At 41.7% G+C, this 26,216-nt stretch carries 20 protein-coding genes; 9 read left to right on the top strand and 11 right to left on the bottom strand.

The features are described from left to right. Positions 1–248: 248 nt before the first annotated feature. Complete coding sequence (locus tag FLL46_RS19400) at positions 249–1,511, top strand: MFS transporter (protein ID WP_142933011.1); 1,263 nt, start codon at positions 249–251, stop codon at positions 1,509–1,511. Between the two features lie 51 nt (positions 1,512–1,562). Here the strand turns inward: FLL46_RS19400 and FLL46_RS19395 are convergent, their stop codons facing one another. The 5 genes from FLL46_RS19395 to FLL46_RS19375 form a co-directional block, all read right to left on the bottom strand. Then, positions 1,563–2,057: a GNAT family N-acetyltransferase gene (locus FLL46_RS19395; RefSeq protein ID WP_142933010.1), complete on the bottom strand. Its 495-nt coding sequence runs from the start codon at positions 2,055–2,057 to the stop codon at positions 1,563–1,565. After that, a complete protein-coding gene (locus FLL46_RS19390) occupies positions 2,029–2,340 on the bottom strand; it encodes a DUF2970 domain-containing protein (protein WP_142933009.1) in 312 nt (103 codons plus the stop codon). Before FLL46_RS19390 ends, FLL46_RS19395 begins: the two co-directional genes overlap by 29 nt. Before the next feature lie 136 nt (positions 2,341–2,476). Continuing rightward, positions 2,477–4,429, bottom strand: a complete 1,953-nt coding sequence (locus FLL46_RS19385; RefSeq protein WP_142933008.1) for a M14 family zinc carboxypeptidase — start codon at positions 4,427–4,429, stop codon at positions 2,477–2,479. Further along, positions 4,417–5,529 carry a hypothetical protein gene (locus FLL46_RS19380; protein ID WP_142933007.1) on the bottom strand — a complete coding sequence of 371 codons (1,113 nt, stop codon included), beginning with the start codon at positions 5,527–5,529 and terminating at the stop codon, positions 4,417–4,419. The genes FLL46_RS19385 and FLL46_RS19380 overlap by 13 nt, the downstream gene beginning before the upstream one ends. A 183-nt stretch (positions 5,530–5,712) precedes the next feature. Then, on the bottom strand, positions 5,713–7,089 hold the full coding sequence (locus tag FLL46_RS19375) for a 3-deoxy-7-phosphoheptulonate synthase class II (protein ID WP_142933006.1): 1,377 nt from the start codon (positions 7,087–7,089) through the stop codon (positions 5,713–5,715). A gap of 210 nt (positions 7,090–7,299) precedes the next feature. Between FLL46_RS19375 and radA the strand changes: the two genes are divergently transcribed. Beyond that, a complete protein-coding gene (radA, locus tag FLL46_RS19370; protein ID WP_142933005.1) occupies positions 7,300–8,667 on the top strand; it encodes a DNA repair protein RadA in 1,368 nt (455 codons plus the stop codon). Positions 8,668–8,821: 154 nt separating this feature from the next. On the opposite strand, the gene FLL46_RS19365 is transcribed toward radA, so the two are convergent. Both FLL46_RS19365 and FLL46_RS19360 read right to left on the bottom strand, forming a co-directional pair. Next, on the bottom strand, positions 8,822–10,984 hold the full coding sequence (locus FLL46_RS19365; RefSeq protein WP_168204246.1) for a pilin: 2,163 nt from the start codon (positions 10,982–10,984) through the stop codon (positions 8,822–8,824). A 263-nt stretch (positions 10,985–11,247) separates the two neighbouring features. After that, the gene (locus tag FLL46_RS19360) at positions 11,248–11,616 is read right to left on the bottom strand and encodes a PilZ domain-containing protein (protein WP_142933003.1); all 369 of its coding nucleotides are present in this window, start codon (positions 11,614–11,616) and stop codon (positions 11,248–11,250) included. Positions 11,617–11,951: 335 nt separating this feature from the next. On the opposite strand from FLL46_RS19360, the gene ylqF reads away from it, so the two are divergent. The 4 genes from ylqF to FLL46_RS19340 all read left to right on the top strand — a co-directional run bounded on the left by ylqF (position 11,952) and on the right by FLL46_RS19340 (position 16,092). Continuing rightward, a complete protein-coding gene (ylqF, locus tag FLL46_RS19355) occupies positions 11,952–12,896 on the top strand; it encodes a ribosome biogenesis GTPase YlqF (protein WP_142933002.1) in 945 nt (314 codons plus the stop codon). After that, positions 12,896–13,117: a DUF3820 family protein gene (locus FLL46_RS19350; protein WP_142933001.1), complete on the top strand. Its 222-nt coding sequence runs from the start codon at positions 12,896–12,898 to the stop codon at positions 13,115–13,117. Before ylqF ends, FLL46_RS19350 begins: the two co-directional genes overlap by 1 nt. A 429-nt stretch (positions 13,118–13,546) precedes the next feature. Continuing rightward, positions 13,547–15,025, top strand: coding sequence for a glutamate-cysteine ligase family protein (locus tag FLL46_RS19345; RefSeq protein ID WP_142933000.1), 1,479 nt, complete (start codon positions 13,547–13,549; stop codon positions 15,023–15,025). Between the two features lie 41 nt (positions 15,026–15,066). Then, entirely contained in the window at positions 15,067–16,092 is a 1,026-nt protein-coding gene (locus FLL46_RS19340) for a M14 family metallopeptidase (protein WP_168204245.1), read from the top strand. 21 nt (positions 16,093–16,113) lie between these two features. On the opposite strand, the gene FLL46_RS19335 is transcribed toward FLL46_RS19340, so the two are convergent. Beyond that, the gene (locus FLL46_RS19335; protein ID WP_142932998.1) at positions 16,114–17,835 is read right to left on the bottom strand and encodes a peptidylprolyl isomerase; all 1,722 of its coding nucleotides are present in this window, start codon (positions 17,833–17,835) and stop codon (positions 16,114–16,116) included. 99 nt (positions 17,836–17,934) lie between these two features. Here FLL46_RS19335 and ettA point away from each other — a divergent pair, with 99 nt between their 5' ends. Beyond that, on the top strand, positions 17,935–19,599 hold the full coding sequence (gene ettA / locus FLL46_RS19330; protein WP_142932997.1) for an energy-dependent translational throttle protein EttA: 1,665 nt from the start codon (positions 17,935–17,937) through the stop codon (positions 19,597–19,599). Positions 19,600–19,648: 49 nt separating this feature from the next. Here the strand turns inward: ettA and murI are convergent, their stop codons facing one another. After that, positions 19,649–20,404: a glutamate racemase gene (gene murI, locus FLL46_RS19325; RefSeq protein ID WP_281281995.1), complete on the bottom strand. Its 756-nt coding sequence runs from the start codon at positions 20,402–20,404 to the stop codon at positions 19,649–19,651. A gap of 201 nt (positions 20,405–20,605) precedes the next feature. Here murI and FLL46_RS19320 point away from each other — a divergent pair, with 201 nt between their 5' ends. Next, positions 20,606–21,229 carry a transglycosylase SLT domain-containing protein gene (locus FLL46_RS19320; RefSeq protein WP_246119357.1) on the top strand — a complete coding sequence of 208 codons (624 nt, stop codon included), beginning with the start codon at positions 20,606–20,608 and terminating at the stop codon, positions 21,227–21,229. A 79-nt stretch (positions 21,230–21,308) separates the two neighbouring features. Continuing rightward, positions 21,309–22,715: a 1-acyl-sn-glycerol-3-phosphate acyltransferase gene (locus FLL46_RS19315; RefSeq protein ID WP_142932995.1), complete on the top strand. Its 1,407-nt coding sequence runs from the start codon at positions 21,309–21,311 to the stop codon at positions 22,713–22,715. Positions 22,716–22,810: 95 nt separating this feature from the next. Here the strand turns inward: FLL46_RS19315 and FLL46_RS19310 are convergent, their stop codons facing one another. After that, the gene (locus FLL46_RS19310; protein WP_168204243.1) at positions 22,811–24,355 is read right to left on the bottom strand and encodes an N-6 DNA methylase; all 1,545 of its coding nucleotides are present in this window, start codon (positions 24,353–24,355) and stop codon (positions 22,811–22,813) included. Positions 24,356–24,408: 53 nt separating this feature from the next. Continuing rightward, on the bottom strand, positions 24,409–25,023 hold the full coding sequence (locus tag FLL46_RS19305) for a restriction endonuclease subunit S (protein WP_142932993.1): 615 nt from the start codon (positions 25,021–25,023) through the stop codon (positions 24,409–24,411). Positions 25,024–26,216 lie beyond the last annotated feature (1,193 nt).

The raw sequence follows: 26,216 nt of genomic DNA, 5'->3' as shown, positions 1-26,216 counted from the left end.
TCCTGGAATTAATTACCTTGAATTCAGGTCAATGAATTTCTGAATTGAAAATCGGTTTTCATCTTATCTTGTTTAATTGGACTGCTGATTATTTCAGCAGTCAGGATTTTGTGAAAGATTAAGCGTTAAAAGCCGGTCTATTCAAGTTAAGCAACTAATTTTCATTATCTTTATATTGCAAAGTCAGATACTGTCTTGGTTAGACAAAGACAAGCTTATTGGGCTTAATAATACAGTAACCACTTTTTATGTCGTTGACTCTAACATTAACACTTTTAGCACTTATTCTGGTAGCGGCTCTGGGCCGTTTTTTTATTCGCTTGCCGAAAAATATCTGGCTATTATTTCTGGCGCAACCACTCGGCATGTGTTCATCTTCAATGGTTGTTTTTACTGGTGGATTAGTAGGAAGCAAAATTGCTCCTAGCCCAGACCTGGCGACATTACCATTGACGCTGATGATCTTGGGAACGGCTGCTGCAGTGATCCCGGCATCTATGTTGATGAAAAAATTCGGTCGTCGTATTGGTACTATCATTGGTCTTTCAATTGCAATTATTGGTGCATTACTGGCAATGGTTGCGGCGATACAAAGTCAGTTTGAATTATTAATTGTCGGCGCAGTTTTCCTTGGTTTTAGCATGGCTTTCGTTGCGCAAATGAGGTTTGCGGCAATAGAAAGTTTGACCAATTTTGATGACTCCGCTAAAGCTGTATCTGTTTTAATGGTCGGCGGAATTTTCGCAGCGATACTAGGGCCGGAAGTTGCAGTTGTCGCAAAAGAATGGATTGATTCTCCCCACGGTTTTGCTGGTTCATTTTTGGCGTTGGCGATCCTGATTTTTATTGCGATTATTTTCATCGCTTTTCTTAGTCCGATCGGTGTCGCAGAGAAAGTGTCTGGGCAACAAAAACGCTCGTTGAAAGAAGTGGTATCACAACCAATATTTATTATCGCAGTTTGCGCCGGGTTGATTGCATATTCAGTGATGAGTTATGTGATGACAGCCACGCCGTTGAGCATGCATGAACTCGAAGGTCATAGTTTACACGATACTAAATGGGTCATTCAGAGTCATATCGTGGCGATGTATTTACCTTCACTTTTTTCGGCGATACTCATTCGCTATATCGGAATTGCAAAGCTCATGATCGTTGGGTGCGTAATGTATGCACTGGTGGTGATAGTAGCGCTTGCCGGTAAACACGTCATGCACTATTGGTGGGCATTGGTTTTACTGGGCGTTGGCTGGAATTTTCTATTCACAAGTGGGACGTTGCTACTACCAGAAGCTTATTTACCGCAGGAGCGATTTAAAGTACAAGCGATTAATGATTTTACTATCTTTTTTATTCAGGCTCTTGCATCTTTGTCCGCCGGTTTAATTTTATTTAGCCACGGATGGTCGACATTGATTACCATTGCGGTGCCGATGATTCTGATTATGTTTGCGGTGAGTATCTGGTATTTCTTAATTTTAAAAAGAAGGCCGGCGATTCAAGCAACCTGATTATTGCATAAGTCGGAATTAATTTACCGCAGTGTTGATTTGAGTCTTCCTTCAGACGATTCGTTTACTGTAGTGATCGAAGTTATCAATTAGTCGATAGCCGAGCGATTGATAAAGGTGTTTTGCATTTTCGTTATCTATCGCCGTCGCTAGTTTTATAGAAAAAACTTTTGCTTTCTGGGCTTCTGCTTCAATTGCGAGCATGAGCTTTTTGGCAACGCCTTTTTGGCGTTTGGAATGAGTGACGAATAAATCATTGAGCAACCAGACTCGGCGCATGGCGACCGAAGAAAAAACAGGATAAACCTGTACAAAACCTGCTGCTTCCTGGCCGTCAAATGCCAATAAGATAATAGAATCTTTACTGTTTAATCTTTGTTCGAGAAATTGTTGGCTGCGCGATTTGTCAGGTTGGGCATTATAAAATTCTCGATATTGCTCAAAAAGTTCAACCAGTACATTCAGATGGAGCGAGGTTGCCTGTTTGATGGTTAGCATCTGTTTGTCATTATCCTGATTATTGTCCGGCGTTTTCCAGAATGGCATTAACAACTGCGATCAGAGTAAACACGAAAATAACGACCATCACAACGCCGACAAAAATGTAATTTCCAGCGTGGCCGCTTTCAAAATCTTGTTGACGTTTTTCTTCGCTCTGTACGCCGAACATCGCTGCAATCACACTTTGAAAAACACCTAACACTCCCGGTGGTTTACTCGTTTTATCAGAATTTGGTTGGAGCGGTTCTTGAGATGTATTGAGTGGATCTTTATCGGAGGCGACCACTGAGTCATCGGGATTTTTTTCTGTGCTTTCTGGCTGTGACATAAGGCTGAATCATTCAACTGAGAGCAGGTGGTTGCGAGGAGTTTAGCACTAAGCAAAAACTCAGGCCACTATAAGTTGGCCTGAGTAAGAGATAGGGTTGTAAGAGACAGGGTTGTAAGAGATAGTGCTTAGGCTGTTAAATCGTTTTTCTTTTCGATCTGGCAAGCAGAGCTAGTAATCCCATGATTGTCCAGACAACGCCATTACTTCCACCACCACCGCTTGATGTGACGCCGCCACCGGATCCGCCACCGCCACTTGGCGGCGCTGCTGGATCGGTAAATAGTGGACTACCATCGTTAACTAAACGGATACTTCGATCGACACCACCAATGTCACCAATGCTGCCGTCGCTCGATTCGTAATTGACCCAGGAGCCATTCTGCCAGGTGGCTACGGTAGCGGGATTGGCATCAACTGATTGTCCCGCCAGGTCGGTCACTGTAATTGCTAGTTGCTGTAATGTTGCGCCAATAACTGCCGAGCCGCCAGGTAAAGTAAATTCAAAAACATAACTATCATCTTCATAATTCAGATAACCGTCATTGGCTACCGATACATTATTAACCCATTGACCGACGCCGTTGTTGAGCGCAACGCTGTAGTTGTTTCCGCCACTATCAAAACCCTCCAGGCTGATGGTCGGTTGCATCGCAATTGATTGGCCGGGATATTGCGCGGATTGCCCGTTGTTTCGCCAGCGCATTGTTTTATTGAAAGACAATCGAACACGATAGTTAACGTCAGTTTCCAGGGTTGCGTTAGCCGTTTCTTGCCAGCTGCGGCTGGTTGCTGAGTCAGCCTGCCAGTTGCCAAGATAAACCGTCGCACCAGTATCAACACGAGTGATTTGCAGTTGTATGATACTTGGAACACCAGCTTGAATGTAGTAACCAAGAATGGAGGCATTCGCCAGCTCATTTCGAACGCGTGCTATTTCTGATTCCGGTAAAATGAAACCATCGTGTGAAACGCCAAAGCCGCCGTATTGTGTTCCGCCACTTTGTCCGGGCTCTGTTTCCAGTGTGTATGAAGGCACTTGAAATGTATTGGCAAAATATTCGTCTGTCGAACCAATGCCTGCGCCCGCTCCTGATGGTCCATAAGCATAACGATTTCCATTAACCGATTGCATTCGGGCGGCTATTGAGGCTGTGATGTTATCGCGCCGCGTATTGCCGGTCATCGGGGCGAAATAGATCTGGGTGAAGGAGTGGGTGTCGATGTAAAACCGAAGTGTTCCAGCTGCCAGGGCTGCAGCGGCTTGTAGTGCCTGAGTTTCTGGCTCTGACCCTGGTCCTGAACCATGGTGAACAATGGATTGCTGACGATTTGAAGAGCGTCCGGGATTTGTCGCCCAGTAAGGTGAATTATTTCGATTGAGATCAACGCCTAATAAAAAGTCGTTTTCAGTGCTCAGATCGGTGTCAACGTCCAGCATATTCTTGCGGCGCATTCTGCCGTCACGCGGAAATTCCGGGTTATCATCCTGATCGGTGCTAAATACGGCGTTCATCGGATATCTCTGCGTTTGTCTGAAGCCGTCAACATTGAGCACTGGAATAATAATCATCCGACTGTTGTCCAACAGATACCGATAAAATCCTTGATCGTTTTGATTGTCATAAAATCTTTCAATAATACCGGTAACCACTTCTGGTGATTGCCATTCACGGGCGTGAATTCCGCCATTTTGCAGCATACTTCCCTCGACGATATTGCCTTCGAAAGTTGTATTATCGGCGTCACTGAGTGTGTATGCCCAGATATCTTCTCCTGCGCGAGTCTGACCGATTATATTGCCGGTAATCGAATCAAAGTTGAGTGCCATGTCCTGATGACGAGCAAACAAGCTGTCGTACTGTCTGAAGCCATCAACCGGCGTCTGTGAAGCGACAGGTACTGGAACCGGGTAACCGAGTGCGCGATTGTTAGGATCGGTTGTATCGTTTTCTGTGTAGGTTAATTGTGTCGCTGACGCTGTCGTTGATAACACTACCGTTGATAATACCGCCGTTGATAAAAGTGTTGATAGTGCCAGTGTAGACGATAATAGGACAGTCATTGAAGAAAGAATTAATTTAACCATTTTGAAACCTCCTTCGCCAGATTGGCCGACACCAAACCGTCTTCAAGCAGCATTTTGATTTTTTCTTTTGCATAATCTTGTTTACTCAAATTCAGTGCGAGTAGTGCTCTGGACTGGAAGGATTGAGATTGTGTTTCAATCGATTTCTGCGCCAGGTTATCTGCTAAGTCATTGTTCATAATTTTTGCGAGAGAGTGTGCTGCGCTTGCTCCGCTGGTTGATTTATCAAGCTGTGAGATCCAGAAGTTAATTTTTTGTTCGCGAGGTATATTCAGGTCATTGACCAGATACATCATTTGGGACGCGTAATTTTCATTCTTGCTGATTGACGCTATTGCAGAAAGCTGCTGCGACTTTGACCATAAATTAATCACGGCTTGAAGATAACGATGGAGCGGAATACTTTTTTTATCCTGGAGTAAATTTAAAACAACATTTTTATTTTTCGCCTTAAGTGCAAAAATTAATTTCGACTCAAGGTTGATATCCGACCTTTCTAAACTCCAGTCTACAAAATATTCTGCTTGTTGTTGTGATAGCTGCCCGATAATTTTTTTGGTCAACTGAGTTTGCTTTTTGTCGAGTGATAAAAATTCATTTTGTAAACTTAGTGTTGCGTAGTCGGCTTGTTGAATAAGTGTGGTGACTTTTTCTGCCAACTGACTAAGTTTTAAATATTCCTGACTAGCTTCTGCCGCTTTATCAAATGGAAACGCAATAATAACTTGTTGATGATTACCGTCGCTTAAAACCGTTTTTAACTGTGGCTTCAGACTTTTGATGTAACTCAGTGCTGACTGTTTGTTAGCTTGCTTTATTTGCAAATTTGTTATTCTCAAATTTTTTGCAAGTTCGAATAACAAATACTCTTTGTTCACAGTAGATAAAGATTTTGAGCGAACAATTTGTTGTGCCAGCTCCAGCGGCGAAGTTGCTTGTTGAATTTTTTGAAAAAGCAAAAGCTGTTTTGTTTGATTGACTTGCTGGTTTAAGCTGTCGGGAGGAATCAGTCGATAGTTTTCAACGTTTGCGTGCGCTATGCTTGATGCGCCTACACAGAGAAATAATCCGACTAATAAAAAATGTTTTCTGATCTTCATTCAATCCTCCTTAAAAAAAGAGTCTATAGCTGAATCAATATAATATAACAGCGGCTTTATTCAGTGCTCAATCAAATTGAAGCTTGCTGATAACTCTGTGCTACATTGGATCAGAATTACATTTATTTGAAACCGCTAATAAAAAAATAACTAAAACTTAAAGAGTCTTAATTATAATGATTACTAAGCTGGCAAATTGTTACGTTCTTGTAATGGTCCTTTTTGTGCAAGTTGTTGATTTAGTTTAACGATTCGCATAGCCATTTCTAACGATTGATCGGCATTTAATCTTGGGTCGACCAAACTTTTATAAGCTCTCTGCAGATCAAATTCTGTCAACCCTCTGGCACCACCGATGCACTCTGTAACGTGCTCACCGGTTAATTCAAAGTGGACGCCGCCAAGGTGAGTCCCAAAATCTTGATGAATGCGAAAAGCTTTAGTGAGTTCATCAATAATAGCATCAAATCGCCTGGTTTTTGTGCCGTTTTGGGTGATTGATGTATTTCCGTGCATTGGGTCACAACACCAGAGTGGTTTGCGTTGGTGTTTTTTAATTGCTCGAATTAAATCAGGAAGGTGCTGTTCGATTTTCTGACTGCCGAAACGAGTAATTAAAACCAGTCGGCCAGGCGTATTATCTGGATCGAGTTTGTCGCATAATTTAAGTAGTTGTTCGCTATTGGTATTAGCACTTATTTTTACACCTACCGGGTTTGCAATACCGCGCATATATTCCAGATGTGCTGAGTCAGGCTGGGCTGTACGCATGCCAATCCAGGGTAAATGGGTGGATAAATTAAACCAGCGTCCGTCACTATGTTCTCGAGTGAGTGCCTGCTCATATTGAAGGTGTAGAGCTTCATGGCAGGTGTAAAGTTTATCTTTAAATGTCGGTTCTGCATGACCTTGTGAGAGGTTACCAAGTAGGTCGATGGACTTTTGAATTTTTTCCAATATTTGGTGGTATTCATTCGCGAGCGGAGAGTGTGAAATAAAGTCTAAGTTCCAATTTTTCATATCAGAAAAATCGGCAAATTTATTTTCAATGAGTGTGCGAATATAGTTCAGTGTTAAAGAAGCAAATGAATAACCTTTTAGAAGCCTTTTGGGATTAGGAGTTCGCTCATTGAAATTAAACGGAGCGCCGTTGATTAAGTCACCACGATAACAGGGGAGACTGACACCATTAGAAGTTTCTGTTTCTGCAGAACGTGGTTTGGCATATTGGCCTGCTAGACGTCCAATTTTAACAACCGGTTTGTTGAGTCCATGAATCAACACTAATGACATTTGTAAAAGTATTTTTAGCTTGCTGGCGATTGAATCCGCATTACAATCGGAAAAAAGTTCTGCACAGTCACCACCTTGTAAAATGAAGGTTTCTCCATTAGCGGCGCTAGCAAGTTTTGACTGGAGCGATTCTACTTCTTCTACACTGACCAGCGGCGGCAGTAATTTTAATTCTGATAGAACACTTTCCAGCTGCGTTTCGTCTGGATAACGGGCTTGTTGAGAGAGTTTAAATTTTTGCCACGATTCGGGTGTCCAGCTATTCATCGTTCACTCTTCATTCAATAACCATGCATTGAGACTCTTACATCGAGATTCTTTCATCAGGACTTATTCATCAGGACTTTTTCGTCAAGACTGTCGTCGCTAGAGTTTCGCTGTTTTTTGCTCGTAGTTAATTTAGCCTAATTGCTAGCGGAAAAAATAGATAGTGGTATATTAACAAATCACGAGTTCTAGGGAAAAAATAAAGCTTTTATGTCGAAAATAAAGACGATTTATGCCTGCAATGAATGTGGGGCTGTTTCGCCCAAATGGTCCGGTCAGTGTTCGGAATGTGGTCAATGGAACTGTTTGGTAGAACAAGTCGAGGCTAAAAAGACACCGCAAAATGCACGTTTTGCCGGTTATGCCGGGGCTGATAAGCAACTTCAGAAATTGGGTGAGGTTGAGCAAAGTGAGACGGCTCGAATTGCGACCAGCTTATCTGAGTTAGATCGTGTGCTCGGAGGCGGGCTGGTTGAAGGATCGGTGGTGTTAATCGGTGGTGATCCCGGCATTGGTAAATCAACGATATTGCTTCAGAGCATGTGCCACCTGAGTGAACAATTGAACGCGGTTTATGTTACCGGGGAGGAATCAGCCCAACAGATATCGATGCGCGCTAAACGACTCGGTTTAAATGGGAATCAACTAAGCTTGCTCACAGAGACGCAGGTCGAAACGATTATCGCCACTGCTCAAAATGTGCAGCCCCAAGTCATGGTAATTGATTCGATTCAAACCATATATACCGAACTGCTCCAGTCCGCGCCCGGTGGTGTGGCGCAGGTGAGGGAAAGTACGGCACAACTGGTTCGATTTGCCAAACAGAAAGGCATCGCTTTGTTTGTGGTTGGTCACGTGACAAAAGACGGCGCTTTGGCCGGCCCGAGAGTTTTAGAGCACATGGTTGACGCTGTACTTTACTTTGAAGGCGAACGTGACGGACGATATCGTATTTTGCGGGCGGTAAAGAATCGTTTTGGCGCAGTCAATGAACTGGGTGTATTTGCAATGACTGATGAGGGGTTAAAAGAGGTTCAAAATCCTTCTGCAATTTTCCTTTCACGCTATCAACAGGCTGCGGCAGGCAGCGTGGTGACGGTTACCTGGGAAGGTTCCAGGCCTTTGTTAGTGGAAGTTCAGGCGTTGGTTGATGAGTCCCATGCCGGTAATCCCAGAAGGGTAGCCGTGGGACTAGATCAAAATCGTTTGGCAATGTTATTGGCGGTGCTCTCTCGTCACGGCGGAATTTTTTGTCATGATCAGGACGTGTTTTTGAATGTTGTCGGCGGTGTCAGAGTGATGGAAACAAGCGCAGATTTAGCTTTGTTACTAGCAGCCGTTTCCAGCTTGCGAAATCAAATTCTGCCACAGAATCTTATTGCTTTTGGAGAGGTTGGCTTGGCGGGAGAAATACGACCTGTACCTAATGGGCAAGAACGTATAAAAGAGGCGAGCAAGCATGGCTTTAAAGTCGCGATTGTACCTAAGGCTAATGCACCGAAAAAGCCGATTGAAGGGATAAAGATTGTTGGTGTTGCACACTTGAGTGACGCTTTGACAGCTCTATCCGAGCTATAGCCTGATTCACGTAACCGAAGAGCCTGCTTGGGATAAGTAATCTCTCGATTAAATAAGGAAAAAAACTCCGAAATGCATTTTCATTTCGGAGTTTTTAAGATTTAGCAAAAACAAAAGCGAAAACAAAATAATTCGATTTCGCTTCGCTTAATTATCATCGACAATATGAAGGCTTATGCTTCGGCTCAAGGGTGCCGCCGGTACAGTTCCAGATCACATGGCCGCCGCGCTCTTCAGGGACCAGTATAAGTGTTTTATCTGAGAGTGAAGGATGCTCCATATTGAACATAAAGGTGACAGTAATTATTGCATCTTTAACACTCACTGATTGAATCATGTTGTTGGTATAAGCGCCCAACGGACCAATTCCTTCAGCATTACCATCAATCGTTGAAATTGCTTTTCCACTAATAATTTGACTGGAAATTCGAGATTTCAATGACTCGACAGGTTGTAACGTTTCGTTAACTTTGGCTCTTATGGTGTAGTCCTGATAAGCGGGTAATGCGACAGCAGCAAGCACGCCAACAACGGCAACAGACGCATAGCCTCCGCCGTAAAACATATCGAAGAAGCTCTGCTCAAATGTCATTTCCAGGGAAATAAAAGGTTGTGACAGGTTTAAGCTAAAACCGATTGTTCCCTGTTCGGCAAAAGCTAACTCACTTGCCAGAGGCAACGCAAACAAATCGAATTCAACTTTGCTGATGTCAGCAATCATCTGAAGAAGTTGTAAATAAATATGGTAAGATTTTCTTGATAAATCTTCAGCGGTACCGCTGTAGGCTAACAGCGAATGGGAAAGATCGTGATGCTGATTTTGTGCTAGCCAATGATTTAAAGAGATCTTGTCCTTACGAAGCGCCCGCTCAATTAATGGTTGTGGTACACCAGAAAAGATCAGGAAGCCATTTTCCTCTGTCCAAAAGTAATGGCTTTTCATATTTTTAAGTGCTTGTAATGCGAGAGGGACTTCTTGGCCAGCTTGGTGAGTCGATTGCATTAAATCGTCAAAATTCATCATTGGCGTTGTTGCATGATAAATTTTAAGATTATTTTTGTTATGTTCCGAAACACTAATTAGCTGTTTACTGGATAAACTATCAAGCAGTTTCTGGTAGTCTTTTTGGTTATTCAGTCGGATCGCAACAAAGTCACCGATGTCGTCAGAAAAGTAAATGATTTCAGGCCCAAAGGTCGCCAGAATCTCGTCTAAACCAAGACCAACATTTTGGGAGACCAGTTGTTTAAACTCTGCATATTCCGGTGGGAGTGCTCCCATCATCCCTTTTACGCCGTTTTCCATATTCTGCAAATGTTTATCGGTCGGCATTGAAAAAATACCGACCGTATTAATTTCACCGGTTGCGTTCACATCGAATTTGTTGTCGATGTTGGGTAACATTTTACGAACGCCCACAGACGGCATATCAATGAGTACTTTCATGCGAGTTTTCTTATCGCTCACACCGTAACCAAATGCCACAGCATTCATTTGGGACAAGCCCATTGCTTCAAAACCTGCTAGCTTATCGGGACCTACGAAGGGTTTTACTGCAGGTAGTATTGCTTTGGGATTAAGCCAGGTAAATAAGCCAAGGCCACTTTCATCGATTTGGCTTTCAGCGGAATACATCGGATGTTCCTGTTGACTTTGCATTGCGGCATAAACACGTTTCATACTGTCAATCGTTGCGCCCATTCCGGCAAACAAAACGAATTGTCGAGTTGTTGCATCATATTGGTAAAAAGACTCGGCATTTTGAATACGAACCAGGCCCTCTCCTTTTGCATCGGTCGCCTTGCTCAACTGAGCCATCGGTTCATTATTAATGGCCGCTTCGAAGGGCTGTTTGAATTCATCAATAGAATTAAATTTCAAACTTGTTGCCAACATAATTAACGGCATCATTTGTCCCGCTTCGGGTTGAACCAGGGAAAGTTCAATAGGGCCGTTGATTGATGTCATGAAAAATTGATTAATTGCAGAACTACCGGTCAGTTGCTTAATTAACCCCTCTTGTAAGCCTGCCTGAATATTTTTTATTGCGTCTACATGTGCTTTATTGCCATGAGCGTAGTTAAAACCGTTATCTTGCCCAGAAAATAGAAACCATGGGCTCGGCATTCTGATATAGGCGAGGGCATTGTTCGGCAGCTTTTCTCTTAACCAGGCTTTACCGGAAAACTGATCAAGTTTGATGTGGGCGGCGGGCTTGGGTTGTGAAGTTTTGTCCGATTGTTGGCTACCTTGCTCATCACTGCAACTACTCAGAAACAAGATTAACCCGAATACGGATATTAAATACTTTGTCATGATAATTCCTTGAATTTTATTCATCGATTTTCATTCATCAATTTTTGGGGCCAGGTTACTAACTCGTCTGAACCCAGAATTCGCAGCTATATAATATTGGTTGATGTTTGAGTCAGCAACCGTTAATGCAACTAATTAATAAAGGCGAAATATTCTGAATAATTTGTAGCGGAATCTTGATCATTGTATTGATCACTGGATTTCAGAGAGTAAAAAATATCTACCGTGAGAATAGATGGGGTTTAACAGAAAGGTTGCAAGGGTTACTCGTTATCTTTGATTAATGAGCTAAAATCTCGCTCAAGTAGTTCACTGTCTCCAAGATTAAGTTCAACCAGTCGCCGCAGGTGTGTAATACTGTCCAGGTCGATATTTGTGCACATTAATCCCAGACCATTTTCGTTTTGATGCATTAACTCAAGTTCCATCGCAATCAATTCGTTGTCTTCGCCGAGTGGTATTTCTATCTGGTAGGTTGAACCGATTTCTGTATCAAATATCCCCATCAACTTAAGTAACACGCCGTGAAGTGACAAGTCGACAATCTGGCACTCTGTTTCAAGCTTGTCGATGGTCAAAGTTGCGACTGTGTTAAAAGCGACTCGATTAAATTGGCGGCGCTCGTCAATCATTGTTGTTTCTCTTTTGGGTGCTGTTATAAGCGATTGTCGATAGGGTAAATGTAGCACAATGTGAGCGCGACTGCTTGGATTGCTGTTTTTGAGATTTCTTAATTGCCGTTTTACTCGCCTTTTGCACACGGCGTTTAAATAAATGTCTCATTAATTGAGTTAGGGGATTATTTGGTTAAAACGGGCGAGTTGAAACCCAAGATTCAGAGGTGCTCACCTGACTGATAGAAGATGGCATTGTTAATAAAAATAACCGCTGCATTTTCTGATTAAGTTTCCCTCGAATATCCGATTTGTATAAAATGACCTTTTGGATCTAAAAATACGAACTGATAATGACCATCCAATGGTATCCCGGGCACATGCACAAGGCCCAGAAAGAAATCAAACAGGCCTTACCCAAAGTCGATTTAATTATTGAAGTATTGGACGCGCGTATTCCCTACAGCAGTGCCAATCCGGTTATTGCTGAGTTATCAGATTTTAAGGGAATGATAAAACCTGTTATTAAGATTATTAACAAGAACGATCTGGCTGATCCCGAAATGACCCGCCGGTGGTGCGAATACCTGGAATTACAGCAAAATACCAAAGCATTGCCACTCAATGGTCAACAAACCGCTGAACTGTCAAAAATCACAGAATTGGCGCGTAAGCTGGTGCCGGAGCGAGTTGCCCGCGAGCAACCGATCAAAGCGATGATAATGGGAATTCCAAATGTGGGGAAATCTACCATTATCAACGGTCTTTCCGGCAGAAAAATCGCTAAGGTGGGAAACGAGCCTGCGGTAACTCAACGTCAGCAACGAATTGATCTACCGAGCGGATTAACTCTGTTTGATACGCCTGGCATTCTCTGGCCTAAAATCGAAAACCAGCATAGCAGTTATCGCCTGGCAATTTGTGCGGCAATTAAAGACACCGTTCTGGATTATGACGAAATTGCTTTTTACCTGGTTGAATATCTCATCGCCAATTATCCCAGCAAACTAAAAGAACACTACCAATTGGATGAGTTAAATCAACAAACCATTGATATTATTGAAATGATTGGTCAACGGCGAGGTTGTCTTAAAGCCGGGGGGCGAATTGATCTGGATAAGGTGAGTAAAATTATTATCAATGAGTTTCGTAATGCCATATTGGGTCAAATTACGCTGGAAACGCCGCAAATGGTCGAAAAAGAGCTGATTGAGGTGGCGGAAAAGATTCGTTTAAAAGAAGAAAAACAAGCTGCCAGGAAAAAAGCAGGAAAAAAAACGGGTAAAAAGAAACGCTGATGTTTGAGCCGGAAAATCTTGTCAAAATCGCCAATATGAAAATGCCGTTTGGTAAATACCAGGGGAGAGCATTGATTGAGTTGCCTGAACCTTACCTGGTATGGTTTTCTAATCAGGGTTTTCCAAAAGGGCAGCTCGGCGAGCTATTGCAATTAACCCTTGAAATTAAGGTGAACGGTTTAGAAAAGCTGGTAACTCCTTTAATTGGTCGACAAATGTAGCAAACAGCCGGTTAGCAAGAGTCTGGCGTTTATAGACGCGCTTGGCGATGATTCGGCTGTTTTCCACCTTACCACAGCTCAATTTACTTGCTTGGTTTTATTGCGCAGGGCTACTTTGACGAGCTATAAGTCACCGTATTAGCCAAATCCGGCTTTGAAAAGCAAATTAGATGGGATTCTCTTGATTCAGATTAGTTTTTGCACTATTGCTCTAATATATTCTTGATTAAACAGCCCGGAGTTTGTACAAATAGTAAAGGGATGACGAAAACACAGAAATATTCACAAATGTTGCTGCTAGTCAAAAGTAGTAACCTGATAAAAGTACCAAATTAAAAGAATCTGGAATCTATAAAGAAACAACAGTTTAAAAACACGGATCTTAACAGTCGAGATCTTATAGAAAAGTGATCAGTCCGAGGGAAACTTATGGGTAGAGAGCTAGATGAAAGAGAATATTCCGCCGATGATTTTGAACAATTCAATCGTCGAATTCACGACCAGGTTGACATACTGAAGGAGGTTATTACCAGGCCGAAATTCGGCAAAGAAAAAACCTGCATAGGAGCCGAGCTCGAAGTCTATCTGATGGACGAACAGGGCGATGTTAGTCCGGTAAATCTTCAGCTGCTAAAAATGCTAAAGGATGAGCAATTTCAATCAGAGCTGAACAAGTTTAATCTCGAAATCAACTTATCTCCCGTTAAAGCCAAAGGAAAACCTTTCACTCAGATCGCCACCGAAATGTGTGAGAAATTTGATTACCTCTGGTCTGTCGCAGAAAAAATAAAAACACGACCACTCGCAGTCGGCATTCTACCAACGCTTCAGGAAAAGCACCTCACTAACGAATATATGACCGACTTAGGTCGCTACAAAATACTTGCTCGCGAATTGTTAAAACAACGTGGCGCACCATTTCATATTAAAATTGATGAAGGTGAGGAAGCCGTTGATTTTCTGACAACCGAACTTTGTGTCGAAGGGGCAAACACGTCATTTCAAGTTCACCTGATGGTTGAACCCGAGCGTTTTTCTAATACTTTCAATACGGCACAGCTGACCTTGCCAATGGCTTTAGGGGTTTCCGCGAACTCCGGTGTATTGTTGGGCAAATGTTTGTGGGATGAAACGCGTGTTGTGCTATTTAAGCAATCAGCGGACAGTCGCATGCCCGACGCTTCAGGGTGGCGGCAACCTTCCAGAGTCACATTTGGGCATGGTTGGGTTCGAAAAAGTGCTTGGGAGTTATTTTCAGAAACTGTTAACCTGTATCAACCGATATTTCCTGAATTATTTTCGGAAAAAAGCAAAACCAAACTACCGGAGTTACCGGAGTTAAACTTACATATGGGATCGACCTGGCCGTGGAACAGAGCCGTATATTCCCATCACGGAAACGGCCATCTCCGCGTTGAGTTTAGAGCGCTACCTGCCGGCCCGACTGCACTTGATATGGCTGCCAATGCGGCTTTTTCAATTGGTATGGCTGTCGGCCTGGAAGAAAAAATTGATGAATATATGTCGCGAATTCCTTTTCAATTTGCAGAGTATAATTTTTATCGTGCCGCTAAACTTGGGCTAGATGCCACGATATTGTGGCCACAGAATTACCAAAATAAACCAGTAGAAGTACCGATTAAAAATATTATCGACGATATGTTGCAAGTCGCTAGTGACGGTTTAAGTAAACTCGATGTTGACAGGGATGAAAAGGATAAATATTTGACCATTATTCAGCGTCGTTTAGCGACTGGAGTTACCGGGGCGCGCTGGACCAAACAAACCTTACGTTGTTTGAGAAAGTCGATGTCTAATGAAAAAGCTTGCGCTAAGTTACTCGATATGTACTTCGAAAATCAAATGGAAGGTCGCCCGGTTAGTGAATGGGATTGTTGTTGGAAATAAATACAAAAAAAATTTTAAAGGAAGTTGTAATGGGAGCGAAAATGAATCTGCTAAATCCGGAAGTCAAGTATTTTGATGATGATTTTCGAAGTCAGATTGAACCAACGGCATTAGGTTTTTTACGTCAACTGAATGGACTGACTATTTTCGATCTAAAGGGAAAAGATACAAGTCGCACCCGGGTGATAACAACTTTAATCCACGGCAATGAACCTTCTGGATTTATTGCCAGCCACTTGTGGCTACGCAGCAAAAGTGTGCCGTTAACCAATATACGCATTGTTATTTGTAATCCTGAGGCAGCACGTACAAAACCCATTTTTACCAATCGTTATTTGGCGCGCAGTCAGGATTTGAACCGCGTTTTTTCTGCGGCAGAGTCTGATACCTCAGAAGTGGCTAATCGGGCACGACAAATTAAACGAGTTGTGTCGGAGGTTTCTCCTGAAGCGATTATTGATATGCATAATACTTCAGGAGTCAGCCCAGCCTTTGGCGTCGCAGTTAACGATAGTGAGCAGGTGCTAGATCTTGTTTCTTTGTTCACGAATAAATTAATTCTGACTGGCTTGAGTATCGGTGCAATTATGGAAGAGTCATTCAACGCGCCGATTGCTACCATTGAATGTGGTGGCTCTAACGATATTTATTCACACCAGGTTGCAACCGATGGTTTACATGAATATTTTACTCGTGAAAATATTTTTGACCAACATGCCGACCGGGTGCAGGTTCACCGCCATCCTATTCGAGTTGAGCTGGTTGGTGATGCGTCCGTTGGTTTTTCCCATCATAGTTTACCAACCACAGACATTACACTACGTGCTGATATCGAGCAATTAAACCGGCAAATTACACCCGCAGGAGAATTTATCGGGTGGTGTTCACCCGAACAGGCTTTGCCATTAAAAGCGATTGATGAACAGGGTGTTGATCAAATAGAGCAACTTCTCGAGTTAAAAAACGGTTGCTTATTTGCCAAGCAAAATATGCATATGTTTATGATTACCACCACGCTTGAAATCGCTACCAATGATTGTTTGTTTTATGCCACGCTAGAAGAGTAGGCTTTTTAAAGCTGATATTCTCTATTCAACCAAAACTTTCAAAACTTTAACGCCATGAGTCATTTTCATCGCCACATCTTGTCCGTCGATAACCTTACCGAAAATGGTATAGCTTCGATCAAGGTGTAAGTTCCGTGCTGTGTTAATAAAAAATTGTGAAGTGCCGGTATCCTTACCTGCGGTTGCCATTCCTACAGTCATTGGTTCGTGCGCGAGAAAATTAATTTCTTCTCTGATTGTTTCGTCGCTAGAGCCGCTTCTGTCACCAATTGAATCGCCTCCTTGAGCGACAAAATTTCCGATCACTCGACTAAAGTAACTGTTGTCAAAGTTGCCCAGTTTCGCATTGTTTATAAAATGCCAACTGGTATAAGGTGCGTCTGCAAGCAATTGTATTTTAATGTCACCAATGGTGGTTTTCAGGGTGACTTTTTTTCGAGCTGCTTTGATTGCTAAAGTGTATGATGGTGATTGAGCTATTGATTCATCACTCGCATCGTCAGCCTTAAGCAGGCGCTTGGCGTAACGACTGACTTCCTGTTCCGGGTCTTTGGTAAAATGTTTGATCAGATTATCAAAATTTGAATCAGGTTTGTTTTTTAACATATCTAACAATCGGATTTTAACATACGGAGAAGGATGGCCGAACAAGTTAACGATCCAACTCATTTCTTCTTTCTTCTGCCGCTTAACCATTCCTGATATGGCTTCTACCACCATCGACGGCGTTTTACTTTTAAGTTGCTTTTTAAATAACTGCAACACTTCTTTAGTATTTAACTCAGAATCCGCGAGGACTTTTAATGCGGTTTGCGCAACAACAGGATTAGGCGATATGTGTAGTTTACCTAACTGAATTAAGGCTTGTGGAAACTGCACCAGGTTTCCTAATATGCGAGTGCTTTCTAACTGAACACCCAGATCGCTTGACTCAGATTGTTCAATTGCCCAGGCGAGAAGCTCTCGGTTAAGTGTATGTTGCTTTAATGTGGTCTTAGCAATCAGCTTGGCAAGAATAGCGGTGGCGTAAGGCGACATCTTTTTAAGGGTTAAGGGGTGTAAATCTTCAGCTGTAATAAAGGATTCAATTTCCGGCACTCTGGTCATAAATAGTCCAGCCAGCGCAGAAAAATCATCTCCTTCCGAGAAATGATTCAATACCTTGCTGAAGTCGATCTCAGAATAATTTTTGAGTTGTTCTCGGTGGAAGGTGGCTCCAATTGTCAAACATTGAAACAGGTAAGCTGCCGATTCTCTGGAAGTCTCCCGATCCAATCGTTGCATCATCTTGTTGAGTAAATTCTCTTCGCCTAACTTCCCCAGACTAAGGTATAGTTCTTTTTTTACCAGAGTTGATTTCTCTTTTTCTAATCTGGGCCAAAGGTGTTCGGCTGCTGGCTTATGTGCGCTTTGTCCGATTGCAAACGCGGCTAGCCTTCGAAGTTGCTCGTCTTTATGTTCGATAAATGGTAGAGCTTTATCCGCAGCGCCTTCGCCGCCAATTCTTCCTAAGCCCATCAATGAGGCCCTGACTATCTCCGAATCAGAATGCTGTAAAGCCTGATCAAAAACTGCAGAATTCAGGTTTCTTTGATCAACAAGTTCGTAAATTTGATGTATGATCGAGTCATTATCATTTATCGGTGAAGATTCACCAGAATCAGATGCGAGGTTAGTCGCCAATAATGTCGGTGATGACGGCAAGCTGATAGATAAAATGATTAGCAATAACGAAAGACGCATTTTGAGTTCCCTGATGGTTATTCTGTTTTTTATATTGTCTGACAATTGATGACAGGCTACAAGGTCAGGGCCGATGATTTTTAAAAGGTAACAATCCGCATGGCACAATACATTTATTCAATGAATCGGGTCAGTAAAATTGTCCCACCGCAAAAAACAATTCTGAAAAACATTTCCCTTAGTTTTTTCCCTGGGGCGAAAATTGGAGTTCTCGGTTTAAACGGGGCGGGTAAATCAACCCTGTTACGAATAATGGCCGGTATCGATAAAGACATTGAAGGTGAAGCCATTCCTTTGAAAGGGATCAACATTGGTTACTTGCCCCAGGAACCAGAGTTGGATGAGAGCAAAGATGTTCGAGGCAATGTTGAAGAAGGTATCGCAGAAATCAAGCAGGTATTGAACCGGTTTGAGGAAGTGAGTAACGCTTTTGCTGATCCCGATGCTGATTTTGATGCGTTGTTGAAAGAGCAAGCAGAGCTGCAGGATAAAATTGATGCAGTTGGCGGTTGGGAAGTTGATAGAATGTTAGATAAGGCTGCTGAAGCCTTGCGTTTGCCACCATGGGAGGCTGAGGTAAAACATCTATCGGGTGGAGAAAAACGCCGTGTCGCTTTGTGTAAATTGCTCCTGTCCAAACCTGACATGTTGTTGTTAGACGAGCCAACTAACCATCTGGATGCAGAATCGGTTGCCTGGTTGGAACGCTTTTTACAGGACTTTAAAGGTACCGTTGTTGCCATTACCCATGATCGTTATTTTCTGGATAATGTCGCCGGTTGGATTTTAGAACTTGACCGCGGTGAAGGGATCCCCTGGGAAGGTAATTATTCTTCATGGTTAGAGCAAAAAGAGAAACGCCTCGAAATTGAAGAGAAGCGAGAGACTGCTCGCATCAAATCTATGAAAGAAGAACTCGAGTGGGTTCGTTCCAACCCGAAAGGACGGCAAGCCAAGAGTAAGGCCCGTTTAGCCCGGTTTGAAGAAATATCATCACAAGATTATCAAAAGCGCAATGAAACCCGCGAACTCTATATTCCGCCGGGACCAAGATTAGGTAACCTGGTGGTTGAGGCTGACCATATCCAAAAAGGCTTTGGCGAAAAGTGCCTGGTAGACGACTTGAATTTCCGTCTTCCTCAAGGTGGCATTGTCGGAATTATCGGACCCAATGGCGCAGGTAAATCGACCCTGTTTAAGATGTTAGTGGATCTGGAAAAGCCTGATGCTGGTGAGCTGCGTGTTGGTGAAACTGTCGAGGTTGCCTATGTTGATCAATCAAGAGATAGCTTAAATGGCGATAACACAGTTTGGCAGGAAATCTCCGATGGTTCAGACGTGATCACCGTTGGCAATTACCAAGTTCCATCACGCCAATACGTGGGACGTTTTAACTTCAAAGGCGGCGACCAGCAAAAATTTATCAAGGACTTATCTGGTGGAGAAAGAAATCGTGTTCATCTGGCCAAGTTGTTAAAAAGCGGCGGTAACCTGTTGTTATTGGATGAGCCCACCAATGATTTAGATGTTGAAACTTTGCGGGCGTTAGAGGATGCGTTGCTAGCATTTCCTGGTTGCGCAGTGGTTATTTCCCATGACCGCTGGTTCCTGGATCGTGTAGCAACCCACATTTTGGCCTATGAAGGTGATAGTAAAACAGTTTGGTTTGAAGGTAACTACGCTGATTATGAAACTGATCGCAAGCGTCGTTTGGGAGCTGATGCGGATACGCCTACTCGGATTAAGTATCGTAAGATTGGTTAGTTGATTAAAAGTTCCTTGAGGAAGCTTGAGTCGGTATCAATGAAAATCGCTAAAAAAGATCGATGTCGACCTTTTGTTTTAATAACAAATTAAAAGTTTCCTGGGCTTTATCTGGCGCACTTGAAAGATAATTTATCCAGCCACTATCTGGCTGAGAATTTAAATTATTTTCAATGCGCCTTTTTACTTCTCTCGCAACAGGCATCGCACTTTCAAACAAAGTTACCTCTGGCCCCATAATCTGACTAATCACAGTCGTCAGAAATGGAAAATGAGTACAACCCAAAACTAAGGCTTCAACCTTCGCCTTTTTAAAAGGTTGTAATTCAGCTTCGATCATCGCCACCTGTTCAGTACCTATTTCTGGCGCACTTTCAACCAGCTCAACAAATAACGGTGAAGCTTTTTCAATAATATCGGCATGTTCGATAAAACGAGATCGCAACGCCTGATATTTCTGACTATCGAGAGTAGACTGCGTTGCCAATACGCCGACTTTTTCACTACTGGAAAATTCGACCGCTGGTTTTAAGGCCGGTTCAAGTCCAATAATCGGAATATCGTATTTTTCTCTTAAAGAATGAACGCCGGCAGCAGTGGCTGTATTGCAGGCTACAACGAGTGCTTTAACGGGGCGCTCAACTAAAAACTGAGCGATGGTGTGGACTCTTTCCTCAACAAATTGATTAGAGCGACTACCATAAGGTGTGTGTTTACTATCAGCGATATAGATTAGATTTTCGTTAGGCAACAACTCGCGGATAGCTTTTAATACGCTTAAACCGCCCACACCCGAATCAAATATACCTATTGCCTGATTATTAATAATGATTCTCCAGAGCGACTTGTCTTGAAAATACTTGCTCGAAAATGCGAATTCGCAGTGCAGATGACAATTTTGTTAACTTTTTTGAGATTATAAACCAAAGATTTAAATTTACGCTAATCCTTTGATATGATGAATGAAAATTAGAGTTTTCAAATTGTCAGGGTATTTGATTAATTAATGTTGGGAACAATTGATAGCATGTTAAAGGGGATTGTCATTACTGGCCTGGTCATAACACTGACGGCTTGTGCCACTTATCGGCCGAGTAACCCCAACAATATTTGCGACATATTTTTCGGTGAACCCGATTGGTACGAAGCTGCCAGAGACGCCCAGCATAAATGGGGTACGCCGATTTATGTAATGATGGCAATTATGCATCAAGAGTCTCGTTTTGTTGATGATGCACAGCCGGATCGCGACTGGTTTTTAGGCTTTATCCCGTTACCCAGAAAATCATCTGCTTATGGATATGCGCAAGCGCAAGACCCGGCGTGGGGAGAATATACCAGCCAAACCGGTAACTCTGGTGCTGATCGAGATGATTTTGAAGATGCTATTGATTTTATCGGCTGGTATACCGACGGTAGTCAAAAGCGATTGAAATTATCAAAATGGGATGCCTATGGTCAATATTTAGCCTATCATGAAGGACGAGGCGGCTATGCCAGGAAAACCTATAATAAGAAACCCTGGCTGAAAAAAGTGGCGGCAAAAGTGAAAAAAAGAGCGTCGAACTATAATCGTCAGCTAAAAACCTGTAAAAATAAACTGGATGATGAAGTTGATAGCTGGTTTTAAAATTCCCCTCTCTCTAACACTCGCGTAATACTGTTCTATCTGGAGTTAGAGAGAATATTACCAATAAAAGGGAAAAATCATGGATGCACCAATTACAATTCCTTTATGGCTTTTTTTATTGCTTTCGGTGGTTTTTGCGCTAGTTGTTATTAACAAGTTCTTTTTTCCCGGTATTCGCTGGTTTTTTCGCAAAAAAATAAACCTCGCCATTCACGAGCTAAATGAACGGCTCAACATCAAAATCCGACCTTTCCAATTAACCAAAAGACAGGTATTGCTAGACCGTTTAATCCATGACACCCAGGTTTTAGAATTTGTACAAGCTCAGGCGGTTGAAGACGAAGTGCCGCGAGAAGTATTAATGGAGAAAGTACAAAAATATGCCCGAGAAATTGTCCCGTCTTTCAACGCTTATGTGTATTACCGAATAGGGTTTTGGTTATCAAAAAAACTTGCAAAGTTGTTGTACCGTGTTCGTGTGAGAATTGAAGCTAAAACCCATCTCGCCAATGTGGAAGAAGATGCAACGGTAGTATTTGTGATGAACCATCGCAGCAATATGGATTACATTCTGGTTTCCTTTTTGGTGGCCGAAAGAATGACCTTGTCATATGCAGTGGGAGAATGGGCCAAAGTTTGGCCGCTCCAAGGATTAATTAAATCAATGGGTGCTTATTTTGTAAGACGAAATTCACGAAACCCTTTATATCGCAAAGTGCTAGAGCGATACATTGCGATGGCTACCCATGAAGGCGTTTGCCAAGCGGTTTTTCCAGAGGGCGGATTAAGTCGTGATGGAAAAATTCGTCCGCCTAAACTTGGCTTTCTCGATTATATGCTACGTCATTACAACCACGTTGAAGACCGCGATATTGTGTTTGTTCCTGTTGGTATTAACTACGACCGAGTTTTAGAAGACAGAACCTTACTACGAGCGCTAGATCCCAATGCCGAAAAACGCAGTAACTGGTACGCGATTAAAACAACATTTAAGTTCTGGTTACATAATATGAGGTTAGCTTATCGCCATCAATGGAAGCGTTTTGGTTATGCTAGTGTGAGTTTTGCCGATCCGATTTCAACTAAAAATTACTGTGAAAATAAATCGATTAACTTCTCCCGGTTAACGACAGAAGATCGATTTACTGAGGTGTCGCATTTGGCTGATTATTTAATGGAAGAAATTGAAAAAACTGTGCCGATTGTACCTGTTGTATTAATGGCCAGAATTTTCCTGCGGCATAGAGTGACCTCGGTGACGAAAAAACAGGCCAAACAAGAAGCTCGCGAGTTAATGGAAATTATTGAAACGAAAGGTGGCCACATTGTTTTTCCGCATAAAGACAAAGCAATTAATCTGGATGGGGCAATTGAAATGTTAAGTTTACGACACCTGATAAAAGTCGAAGACGATGTTTGTACCGTTTCATCAGACGCTATTCAGGTTTTGGAATATTATGCTGATTCTATTGGTTATTGGGAGTGATGCTATGACTAAATCCAACTGAATGTCATCTCGACCGCAGCGGCTGTATAATCTCTTCGCATTTTTACCGTTCCTTGGGAATAAAAGTTTTTGAGTTAGCCATAACCAAGCTCTGTGAACCCTTTCGCTATTTCGCTCTCGATTTCGCTTAGTCGTTTCTTCAATTTTTTCCGATCTTTCATCACTGCATCTAAGTCAATCTCTAATTTTTCTCTGCTAGTATCGATATATTGAGGAATATTCAGGTTGTAGCCATTCTGACGAACTTCTTCAACTGAAGCGACATACATAAATGTACTTTTCACAGAGTATTCTATTTCGGCTTCTTTGACTCTATTGATTCTTACAGAATCCTTTATCTTTTTCTCGGTGTTTGTTTTGCTAAAGTCAGATCTGATATGTTTGTGATAAGTATCAATAATTTGGTTAACGTTTTTTTTACCAAGCTTCCTGCGTCCATTAGCTACTTCGAATCTCCGGCTAAAGTCGATAAATAAAATATTTTTGGTTAAGCCATCGGCATGATTTTTTTTCTTTCGAAAAATTAAAATCGCGACTGATGCGTTACTCCCATAAAACAACTTTTCGGGGAGGCCGATAATCGCTTCCAACAAGTTTTCATCAACCAGTTTTTGACGAATATTTTCCTCTGTTGCGCCTCTAAACAACACCCCGTGAGGAACAATAATAGCCATTCGCCCAGTATCTTTTTTTAGTGTTTTTAACATATGAAGCACAAAACTAAAGTCGCCTCTAAGTTTCGGTGGGAGCCCCCGGCTAAAACGATTGTATTTGTCATTTTCTGCCATCTCAGCTCCCCAGTTTTCCAGGTTGGAGGGAGGATCTGCAACGACAATATCAAAACACTGTAAGTGACTTTCTTCATCTAACAAACGAGGATTTCTAATAGTGTCTCCCAATTTTATTTGATGTTCACTCGAGCCGTGCAAAAGTAAATTTAGTTTTGCGATAGCCCAGGTCTTCTTATTGATTTCTTGCCCATATAGGTCGAAAGCGCGGTCTCCCAATTGAGAGTTGTCTGCTGATATGAAGTGAGTTAATGTCAAACCATATCCACATGTAGGATCGCAAATACTCTCACCCGGCCTCGCTGCCAGTAGTTGAGCTAACAGCGATGAGATCTCCCGTGGAGTAACAAACTGTCCAATATGTTTTGGATTTTTTTCAATCGTTTTTCCAATAACATAATTTGCCGCATGACTAAAAATATCAACATAACGGCTTCTATTTTTATTAACTTCTGTTTCGATCCTCGAAAAGTTTTCAATGAGCTTCTTTAGCAACTGGTCTCGCTGACTGATATTTCCCAGTTTCTCCGAATTAAACTGAAATACTTCAAACACATTGATTTCAAGATCAATAAACAAACTTGGGTTAGTGGCAGTTAGTTGAGTTAAACATCGTTCAATTCGCTTGCCATTTCCTTTTTGCTTCCGCCGCCGATATAACTGGCGAATGTAAGATGTTTTTTCTGTCGATAGGAAACTCACACACAATACTGTCAGTAACAAACCGCAACAATCTTCCTCACTAACGCATTCTGATAAGTCATCAAAACACTTATCAAGCAGGGGATAGATGCGTTGCCGAGCTATATTAAATTTTGCTGATTCAGTCATACGACAATCCATTTAAATTTTTCAAACCTCTTGGTTCGCTTTTAAGCCAGCCTTTATGTGATTGCATTAGAAATACTTGGGAATTTTCCGTTATGTAAATCCTGCGCAATTTTATCCATTAATTGTTGAGAATTTTCAATGAGCTGTTGATAAGTCTCTTTCTCCCGTTGCAGTGAACTTTGAATATCAGCGATCTGTTTTTGTTGTTCAGGCGAAGGCAGGTGGATTAATGTATTTTCCAGCGAAGCCCGCTTAATATTTTTGGTAACAGAACCTGCAGACTCCTTAGCAAAATAATCCTGCGCAGGTAGCTGATTAAGTTGCCAGTTTAAAAACGTCGATAATACCGCTTCGCAGTATGATGGCTTAATCCTTAGAATAAAAAAATAGGGAGCACACACTGTATTTTTCGGCGGCGCTTCGTTTAGATGAAAAGCAAAATTTTTATTGCCACGGGCATTAAATAGAATATCCCCGGCTTGCAAAAATGAAGGTTCTCGTTTGCCGGTTAAATTAACACGATCAATTGATGACCAGTTTACCTTTTGATTGTTTGTAAGATCTTTTACTTGTATACAAAAAATATTCGATTCGGGGTTTTTAGGCAATTTTCCCCTGAATGGATAACCTGCTCGAATGTCAGCAACCTGTTTTAAAATCATCATCATTTCTTCCTGAAAACTATTTTTAAATACTACTTGACTGAGTAGTGGTGTCAATATATATTTTGCATAAATTTAAATGATGCAAAAAAGAAAACTTAAGAAAAAAACTTAAGAGCTGATCGTAAAGCAAAGAGCTAAAGAGTTAGCGCCAGTACAAAAAAACACGGAAAGAGGCTGGTGCCAATCTGAAAAGTAAAACTAAAGGGTGCTTACTCGATCAAAAGCAATAATAGTTAGTGCAAATATCGTAGAAAATAGTTTGATGGTGAGTCGAAAATAAACAATTTATTAATCAAAAAATATGAGTGCTTTGATGGAGCGATAAAGTTAATAAAAACCGTTCACCGTTGAAAAGACTAAAGTCAATTAGCGGGTTAAAGCTGAGCGAATAATAGACAAGTATCTCGTAAGGTAATTTCTAAAAATCAAAAACTATTAAAAAATATTTTTGCCAGTCAGTAGAAATAAAATAAGAATGCTTTTGCAAAAAATAAAAGACCGCGGCAATTTATTTTAGATGTTGTAATTTGAAAAAAATAACTAGAAAATCCTGTGCCGCATAACAATTATCACTAAGTTTTAGCGTTGGATTAAAGGTTTATTTGGCAGACAAAGCAAAGAAGAAAATGATTATTTTTTTAAAGCTGTCTAAGTTTTTGAGATAAAAACAATTGAAAAAAAACGGAGTAAACGAAGAATATAAATTGACTAAGTAGACAGATAAAAGTTGTTTATGATTTGAAAAAAAGAATTCAATTAAAAACAATTTGAATCCTATGCTGCATTAGCAATTTATGATAATCTTTCCTTGCTTGCGGTGTGTTACATTCTTGCAACTCGTTTAGAAAGATGAATTTTCGTTGTTGAAGTTTTAACCTCGAAATTCAATTGTCAAAAGTAAACGAGTTTAAGTTGGTAAACCGCCAACCAATGAAGCGCTCAATGAGTGCTTCAAAAGTTAGCGGCCATCTAAGGTCGAGGGCGGCAACCCTCAGTCATAGATTGGTCAAAGTTAAACTCTTATCATACGTAGGAGCCCAACAATGACGTTGTCACATTATATAACGTCGCAGCTAGCAGCGCGACCCCGGTTTCTCTTTTTACCTTCGCCCGTAACTTTTTGGGTATTGTGGTTAACTTCCTGTTTTTCCAAACAAAAATTCCTGATTTAGACCATTTTCTTCGAGTTTCAGAAC

The sequence above is a fragment of the Aliikangiella coralliicola genome (assembly GCF_007004725.1).
GTDB lineage: Bacteria > Pseudomonadota > Gammaproteobacteria > Enterobacterales > Kangiellaceae > Aliikangiella > Aliikangiella coralliicola.
The sequence above is the reverse complement of the archived record's forward strand: the minus strand, read 5'-3'. Positions and strand labels throughout refer to the sequence as shown.